This is a genomic window from Inquilinus sp. (genome assembly GCF_057815775.1).
Genome location: NZ_JBYRFX010000933.1, coordinates 1 through 7830 on the forward strand (window position 1 = coordinate 1; position 7830 = coordinate 7830).

The window sequence follows — 7830 nt, forward strand, 5'->3', positions numbered from 1 at the left end:
CCGGCGGCGCATCCGGGAATGTCACGCCGACCCGCCAGTCCCGCGCCCCGGGCCGGGCCGCAAACGATGCGGTGGCGTACTGGACGTCGATGCCGATGGCGGTGCGCGCCACCGCCGCGTGGCCCGTGGCGGCCAGCACGGTCCGCGCCAGCTCGCCCCGGCCCGTGGCGTCGACCACGAGATCCGCGTCGAGGATCACCTTGCCGCCGTCATCGCCCTCGCACTCGACCCCGGTGACGGCGCCGTCCCGGCGGGCCACGATCGCCCGGACGCGATGCCGGCCCTGCAACGTGACATTCGGCAGGGCCGCGACACGCGCCCGGATGACGAATTCGAGCAGCGCGCGGCTGGCCGAGATACCGGGCAGGCCGAGGTGCCGCTTCGGGGCGGCGCCGAGGCCCGGAAACTCGGCGTGGTCGTCGAAACCCCACTCGATCGGCACGGCCCCGGCAGCGACGGCGTCGCGATCGAAGCCCGGCAGGAGCCGGTTCAGGGCGACCAGGCCGCCAGCGAGGAGCACGTGGATGTGGAAGGATTGCGGCGCGCCCGCCCTCGGCTGGGGATCGGACGGGAATTCGTCGCGCTCGAGCACGGTCACGCGTGCGAAATGGCCAGCGACGGCGGCCGCCGCGGACAGCCCGCCGATCCCCGCCCCGATGATGATGGCGTGTTCGCCAAGGTGCCTGGCCATCACGCCTGCTCCTGCGCCGAAGAACGGGAGAACCAGGCTGGCGCGCGAAGAGATTCGGTCGCGGCCCCGTGATGTCGAAATCTGGTGGTTGTCCCGAAACGCAATTGCGATCTCCTTGAAACCCGTTCTGGAGACCATCATCCCCCACGATTGCCGCAAAATTGCAGCAGTGGGAATAAGCGCTACCGATGGAATATCGGCTGAAACTCACGGCCCCTCGGGATGGCACGAGCCCGCGACCTCTCGGGTGGGTGTTTCCAAGGTTTCACCCCGAATATTGCATCTGCAACAATTTGGACGTGCCCTGATATCGCCCGGTAACGCCGGCGCCGTACAGGAGTCCATTGCTTCGAAGGGGCCGGACGTTCCGAGCCCGCGGCCAGGATCAGCCTGCCGCCGAGCGAGATCCTGACAGGGGGACAGCATGATCCGGGACAGCGCCGGCATGGACAGCCGGCCCGAGCTGATGGCCGCCGAGCGGGTGGAATGCACGGCTTGGCTCGACTGGTATTCCGCCACGCCGCCCGGGGTGGCCGAGCGGCTGGGGGTGCGGGCCGCCGATCACGGCGCGATGACTCTGCTCGCGGTCCGGGAGGTTCCGTCCGCAGCGTTCAATCGGGCCGTCGGCCTGGGCGTCCGCCAGCCGGTGACCGAGGCGGCGCTGGACAAGGCGACGGCCTGGCTGCAGGCGCATGCCAACCCGGCCTGGGTGCTGCAGGTCAGCCCCGCCGCGCCGGACACGATGCTGCCCTGGCTGGAGCAACGGCATCTCCGGCCGTTCGGTACCGGCTGGTCGAAGTTCCAGCGCGGGCCACGCCACATCCCGGCCCACCCGGTGGCCACTGGCATCGAGGTCCGGCCGGTGGAGCCGCGCGACGCCGCCACCTTCGGCGCGGTGGTGCAGGCGGGGTTCGAACTGCCCCTGCCCTTTGCCGCCTGGTTCGCCGCCCTGGTGGGCCGGCCCGGCTGGCGCCCCTACCTCGCCTATGATGGCGGCGCCCCGGTTGCCGCCGGCGCCCTGTTCCTCGATGGCGGCTGGGGCTGGCTGGGCATGGATGCGACGCTGCCGGCCTGCCGCGGCCGCGGGGCGCAGACCGCCCTGCTGTCGCGCCGGGTCGCCGACGGCATCGCCGCCGGCGTGACCGGCTTTTCGGCCGAGACCGCCCAGCCGCCGATGGGGCAGGACGCCGCCTATCCCTCCTACCGCAACTTCCGCCGCGCCGGCTTCAGCGCCGCCTATATCCGGGCGCATTACCGGGCGGCTTGAGAGACCGTTCGGGACTGCGCCGGTGCGGCTGTCTGATGGCGGCTTTTGCGCTTCCCGTGCTCACGGACGACCATGTCCGCTGCGCTCCGGTTCTCAAAACCACCACCAGCCGACTCACACCAACGCAGTCCCAAACGGTCTCTGATCGCGCGGTAGAGCCTACGCCAGGAACACCCGCAGCGTGGCGCCGGCGGCGCGGGCCGGCAGCGCGTCCACCCCCACACCATCGTCGGCCCGCCACGTCGCGGCAGCGTCGCCGAGGCGCAGATCGAGCACCCGGTCCGGCGCCAGTGATGGGAAGCGCAACCAGACGCCGTCGGGCAGGTCCGGCGGCAGGGTGACGGCAATGTCGCCCGCGCCGAAGCGCAGCTGCGACAACCGGCCGACGAAGTTGGTTTCCAGGAGGGTTCGGGCGCCCTGCTGCAACGCCATCACGCCATCGGCGATGCGCACCGTCACCGCTCCGGCCGGGCTGGCGATCGGGCCCAGCGTCGCGTCGGCGCCGTCATTTACCAGCTCCCACCCGCCCCAGGGATTGATGTCCATCACCCTGGCGACGCCGAGCGCCGGCATCAGCGCCCCCCAGGCATAGAAGCCCTCGGTGTCGGGCTGGTCCATCGGCTCGCCGGTCTCGGCGTTGTAGTTCTCCGGGCACAGCCGGCGCTCGTCCCACACCTGCCGGAACAGGCGCAGGCTGTCATCGGCCAGCTTGGTCGCCTCCCCCTCGAAGCCGTTGCGGCGCAGCCCGTGCCACACCATCCAGTTCAGCGGTGGCCAGATCCGGCCGCGCCAGTAGGAATTGTCCTTGGCCGCCGGGTCGTCCCGCGTCGTGCCGGGAATGACGAAGGCGCCGCCGAAGGTGGCGGGGTCACGCAGATGCTGCAGCAGGCGCTGCGCCTGATTGTCCGAGGCGGCGCCGCAGATCAGCGGGTAGAAGCTGGTCGGGCCCAGGCTGCGCACGAAATCGCCCGACCACAGCCGGTTGGCGAAGATACCGCGGCTGTCGTCCCACAGCTCGGCGCCGATCGCCCGCCGGGTGCGGTCGGCGATCTCGGCATGCGACGCGGCCGCCGCGTCGTCGCCCAGCTCGGCCGCGATCCAGGACAGCACCTCGGCATCGAAGGCCAGCAGGCTGTTCAGCCCGAAATCCACCGACCGCAGCGTCCGCGTTTCCGGGTCGTACGCCGCCTCGTCATGGATCGGCGAGTTGTCCATGCTGGATTCGTTGCGGGCGCCGAAGGAGGTGCCCTTGTACAGCCCCTCGCCGACATCCGAGGTGCCGTAGGACACCAGGCCGCGGTTCTGTGGGTCGCGCTCGCGCCACCACCAGGCGTGGTTGCGGGCCAGCGTCTCATAGGCCAGCTCCAGGATCGGGCGGGAGCGGGAGCGGAGGTAAAGCAGCCACAGCAGGAACGACCCGATCGGCAGCTGGGTGCGGTCGACCCAGGCGTCGTTCGCGGTCAGCAGGCAGGCGAGATTGCCCTGCGGCGTGGCGCTGGCCAGGGACGCGGCGAGGTTCTCGCGCGCCATCTCCTGGTCGAAGAAGCCGGTCAGCAGGGCGTTGTACAGCTGGTCGTTCAGCCAGACGCCGAAGCCACCGAACTTCGACAGGTTCCAGTTGCGGCTGATCGAGGTGTAGGGCCGGCCATTGACCTCGTCCCACACGCTGTTCCAGGCCATGACGTCGCGCAGCGCATCGAGCGACCCGGCCTGGGCACCGGTCTGGCCGGGGAGAACAGGCGCATCGCCCGGCGCGGCCGCCAGCGCCTTGGCGCGCGCGATGGCGAGGTCCGCCCGGTCGGCCACGGCGACGCCGACGCCGCCATTCCTCATCATCTCCAGGTTGAAGCGCAGCACCAGCACCGGCGCCGCCTCCGACCGCGACCCCAGGTGGAAATAGCCGTTGGTCTCGTAGTCTTCGGCCGCGGCCTCGACCGTGGCGTGGCCGGTGACCTGCACCGGCGGCTCGGCACTGGCCAGGGCGACGAAGCGGTGCCCGACCTTGACCACCGCGGCACCGGCGGGGTCCCAGCGCACGACCTCTCCGCCCTCGGCCGACAGGCAGATGTTGATCCAGAAGCGCAGGCCCCACTCGCCGCTCTGCTGTGTCCGCCAGGTGCCTGCGACCTCGAACGGCCCGGGCTTGGTCCAGCGCCAGGCCAGGTTGGTGCCGGCATGGTCGAGATCGAGCTCGACCAGCGAGGCATCCAGGGCGTGGCGGCCGTATTTGACGGTGCCGGCCGGGAACAGCGTGGCGGTGCGGGTGCTGCCGGCGAAGGCCAGCGGCGTCACCCGCACGCCGAGCGGCAGGAACACCATCTCGGCCGGGCGGCTGGACCAAGTGTTCCAGGCCCGGGCGAGCGGGACGGTGGTATCGCGCAGCATGAAACTAGCTCCAGGCCCGCAGGGCCGCTTCGGTCGTGACGATCTCCACCTGCTGGTCGAAGCGCGGCAGGATCAGGTCGAGCGTGGCGCAATGGCCGGGCAGCGACGAGCTGGTCGTCGCATCGGACACGGTGACGATGCGGAAGCCGCGGTCGATGCCGTCGAGGATGGTGCCGAGGACGCAGACATCGGTCTCGACCCCCGTGACCAGCAGCGTGTCCGCCCCCAGCGCCGCCAACCGGTCGATGAACTCCGGCACGGCGAAGGCGGAATGGGTCGGCTTGTCGATGATGCTGCCCGGCGGGGCGATCGCCGCCAGCGGCGCCACCAGGTCGAGCATGCCCGGCGCCAGCATCGGCCGGGTGACGTCGTGCCAGCGGGTGTAGTAGCGGCGCCAGGTGCCGGGCGCATCCGCCGCCGCCTGCGGCGTGACGAAGCGCGGGAACAGGGTGCGGCCCGGCTGGGCGTTGGTCAGGGCGACGACGTTGGGGACGATGTCCATCAGCGTCGGGGTCGACCACACCGTGTCCTCGGCGAACAGCCGCTGCAGGTCGATGGCGACATGGATGGTGTTCGGCCCGAGCGGCCCGAAGCGCAGCATGGTCAGTCTTCCATCGGGATGGTGTGGGCGGCGGACCAGGCCAGGACGACGGACGCGCCGGGCTGGAACCCCGCGCCGTCCTGGGCGCGGTTCTGGGCGAACACCTTCAGCTCGCGGCCATCCGTCCCGGTCAGCAGGTAGGTCGACACCGCGCCGGCATAGATCACCTCGCGCAGCGTCGCCGGCAGGGCGTTCTCGAACGAGCTGGCGGTGTTCGGCGCCAGGATCGTCATCTTCTCCGGCCGCACCGCCAGGGTCACGGTCGACCCGGCCGCCGGCAGCCTGCCCGCGACCCGGACCAGCGCGCCCGGCACCGCCACGCCCTCCCCGCCGGCCGCGACCGTGCCTTCGAGGAAGTTGGCGTCGCCGAGGAACGAGGCGGCGAAGCGGGTGCGCGGCCGCTCATAGATTTCGCCCGGCACCCCGTCCTGCACGATGCGGCCGCGGTCGAGGATGGCGATGCGGTCGGACAGGGTCAGCGCCTCCTCCTGGTCATGGGTGACGAAGATGGTGGTCAGGCCGCTCTCGCGCTGGATGCGCTTCAGCTCGACCTGCATCTCCTGCCGCAGCCGGCGGTCCAGCGCCGACAGCGGCTCGTCCAGCAGCAGCACCTCGGGCTTGGTGACGATGGCGCGGGCCAGGGCGACGCGCTGCTGCTGCCCGCCGGACAGCTGCTTCGGGCTGCGCGCCTCGAAGCCGGTCAGCCGCACCATCTCCAGCGCCTCGCGTGCCTCCTTGGCGGCGGAGGGGCCGCGCACGCCGCGCCGGTTCAGGCCGAACATCACGTTTTCCAGCACCGTCATGTGCGGGAACAGGGCGTAGGACTGGAACACCATGCCGATGCGCCGCTTCCACACCGGCACCCGCGTCACCTCGGCGGCGCCGATGCGCAGCTCGCCCTCATCCGGGATGACGAAGCCGGCGACGATGCGCAGCAGCGTGGTCTTGCCCGAGCCGGAGGGGCCGAGCAGGCTGGTGAACCGCCCGGCCTCGAAGCTGGCGGTGATCCGGTCGAGGACCGTGGCGGCACCGTAGCGTTTGCTGACGGCGGTAACCTCAACGCCGCTCACGGGCGCCTCCCATATTCGACAGAAGGGCGAAGGCCAGGACCAAGATCATCGAGGCGCCCAGCAGGATGGTGGAAATGGCGTTGATCTCCGGGGTGAAGCCCTTGCGGATGGCGGAGTAGATCTCCACCGGCAAGGTCGTCACCCCGGGGGTGGCCAGGAAGTAGGAGACCACGAACTGGTCCAGCGACACGGCGAAGGCGAACAGCGCCGCGGCGATGATGCTGGGCAGCAGCAACGGCAAGGTGACACGGAAGAAGGCATGCAGCGGCGTCGACCCCAGGCTCATCGCCGCCTCCTCCAGGTCGGCGCGCTGCGACTGCAGCCCGGTGCCGATCACCAGCACGACATAGGGGATGGCCAGCGCGACATGGCCGACGGTCATGGCGAACAGGCCGCGGCCGATGCCGGTGGAGAAGAAGAACACCAGCATCGCCGTGCCGGTGATCAGCCAGGGAATGGCGATCGGCGGCAGCAGCAGCATCTGCAGCAGGGTGCGGCCGCGGAACTTGCGGCGCGACAGGGCCAGCGAGGCCGGCACGCCGATCGCGGTCGCCAGCACCGCGGTGGTCACCGCCAGCATCAGGCTGTTGCCGCTGGCGGTCAGCAACCGGTCGTTGTCCGGCAGCTTGGCGAACCAGTCGAGCGAGAAGCTGAACGGCAGCTCGTACAGCGGCGAGGCGTTGAACGCCATCACCACCATGACCGTGATCGGCAGGTACAGGAAGGCGATGACCAGCAGCAGGTGAACCAGGCCCAGGCGTTTCATTGGTCGGTCCCCTCCCGGGTCGTGCTTCGCACTCCGGTCATCAGGCGGCCCCTCCCCCCTGCTGCCGCTTCAGCACCGGCGAGGCCAGGGCGAAGATGGCGAGCACGATCAGCAGCATGATGAAGGACAGGGCAGCGCCCAGCGGCCAGTTGAAGGCCTGGGTGAACTGGTCCTCGATCACCGTGCCCATGGTGACGCCGACCCGGCCGCCGAGGATGCGCGGCTCCATGAAGCTGCCGATCACGGGCACGAAGATCAGGACCGAGCCGGAGATCAGCCCCGGCGTCGCCAGCGGCAGGATCACCTTCCAGAACACCACGGGCGCGCGGGCGCCCAGGCTGCGCGCCGCCTCCAGGATCTGGTCGTCGATGGCGACGACGCTGAGATAGCAGGTCAGGATCATGTAGGGCAGGTAGGCGTGCACCAGCCCGACCACGATGGCGGGATAGGTGTAGAGCAGGCCGAGTGGCGCCGCGTCCGGCACGACCCAGTGGTACAGGCCGTCGATGATGCCGCCGTCGCGCAGCACCATGGTCCAGGAGAAGACGCGGACCAGCCCATTGGTCCAGAACGGCAGGATGATCAGCAGGAACAGCACCTGCCGGGTGCGGCCGAAGGTGGCGCGCGCCAGGGCCAGCGCCGCCGGCAGGCCGATCAGCGCCGACAGGCCTGTCGTCCAGAACCCGATCGACAGCGAGGTCCAGGCGACGTCGAGCAGATAGGGCCGGCGGAAGAAGGCGAGGTAGTTGTCGAAGGTGGCGACGATCGCCCGCCCGCCGAACGGCGCGACCTTGAGGAAGCTGAAGCCGAGCATCATCAGGAGAGGCAGGAAGATCGCCAGCGTCAGCCAGCCATAGGCCGGCAGCAGCAGTGCCGCCGTGCCCAGCCAGCCGCGCTTGTCCGCTCCACCAGCCGCGGCAGGCGCGGTGATGGCGGATGCGGTGGTGGGGACCGCCGTCTCGGTCATCGGGTTTCCCCCATGGTCACGCTCGCCTTCCCCTCGAACTCTCGCATCTTACCCGGCTGCATGGAGAACGATTAACGCGTTGC

General features: G+C 70.4%; 7 protein-coding genes. 1 reads left to right on the top strand and 6 read right to left on the bottom strand.

What is annotated here, in order from left to right:
• Positions 1-691, bottom strand: a 691-nt coding sequence (locus tag AC3XYG_RS33310; RefSeq protein WP_489144183.1) for an NAD(P)-binding protein, incomplete at its 3' end; no start/stop codon positions are given.
• Positions 692-1115: 424 nt separating this feature from the next.
• Here AC3XYG_RS33310 and AC3XYG_RS33315 point away from each other — a divergent pair.
• Positions 1116-1958, top strand: coding sequence for a GNAT family N-acetyltransferase (locus AC3XYG_RS33315; RefSeq protein ID WP_489144184.1), 843 nt, complete (start codon positions 1116-1118; stop codon positions 1956-1958).
• Positions 1959-2117: 159 nt separating this feature from the next.
• On the opposite strand, the gene AC3XYG_RS33320 is transcribed toward AC3XYG_RS33315, so the two are convergent.
• The 5 genes from AC3XYG_RS33320 to AC3XYG_RS33340 are packed head-to-tail and all read right to left on the bottom strand — an operon-like array spanning position 2118 to position 7747.
• Positions 2118-4343: an MGH1-like glycoside hydrolase domain-containing protein gene (locus tag AC3XYG_RS33320; RefSeq protein ID WP_489144185.1), complete on the bottom strand. Its 2226-nt coding sequence runs from the start codon at positions 4341-4343 to the stop codon at positions 2118-2120.
• Positions 4344-4347: 4 nt separating this feature from the next.
• Entirely contained in the window at positions 4348-4944 is a 597-nt protein-coding gene (locus AC3XYG_RS33325; protein ID WP_489144186.1) for a cysteine hydrolase family protein, read from the bottom strand.
• A 2-nt stretch (positions 4945-4946) separates the two neighbouring features.
• Complete coding sequence (locus AC3XYG_RS33330) at positions 4947-6014, bottom strand: ABC transporter ATP-binding protein (RefSeq protein ID WP_489144187.1); 1068 nt, start codon at positions 6012-6014, stop codon at positions 4947-4949.
• A complete protein-coding gene (locus AC3XYG_RS33335; RefSeq protein WP_489144188.1) occupies positions 6001-6780 on the bottom strand; it encodes an ABC transporter permease in 780 nt (259 codons plus the stop codon). Before AC3XYG_RS33335 ends, AC3XYG_RS33330 begins: the two co-directional genes overlap by 14 nt.
• Before the next feature lie 40 nt (positions 6781-6820).
• Entirely contained in the window at positions 6821-7747 is a 927-nt protein-coding gene (locus tag AC3XYG_RS33340) for an ABC transporter permease (RefSeq protein WP_489144189.1), read from the bottom strand.
• Positions 7748-7830: the final 83 nt, after the last annotated feature.

Coding starts and splice junctions, on each gene's coding strand:
- AC3XYG_RS33335 (WP_489144188.1), bottom strand. CDS start 6,780: ATGAAACGCCTGGGCCTGGTTCACCTGCTGCTGGTCATCGCCTTCCTG.
- AC3XYG_RS33340 (WP_489144189.1), bottom strand. CDS start 7,747: ATGACCGAGACGGCGGTCCCCACCACCGCATCCGCCATCACCGCGCCT.
- AC3XYG_RS33320 (WP_489144185.1), bottom strand. CDS start 4,343: ATGCTGCGCGATACCACCGTCCCGCTCGCCCGGGCCTGGAACACTTGG.
- AC3XYG_RS33315 (WP_489144184.1), top strand. CDS start 1,116: ATGATCCGGGACAGCGCCGGCATGGACAGCCGGCCCGAGCTGATGGCC.
- AC3XYG_RS33325 (WP_489144186.1), bottom strand. CDS start 4,944: ATGCTGCGCTTCGGGCCGCTCGGGCCGAACACCATCCATGTCGCCATC.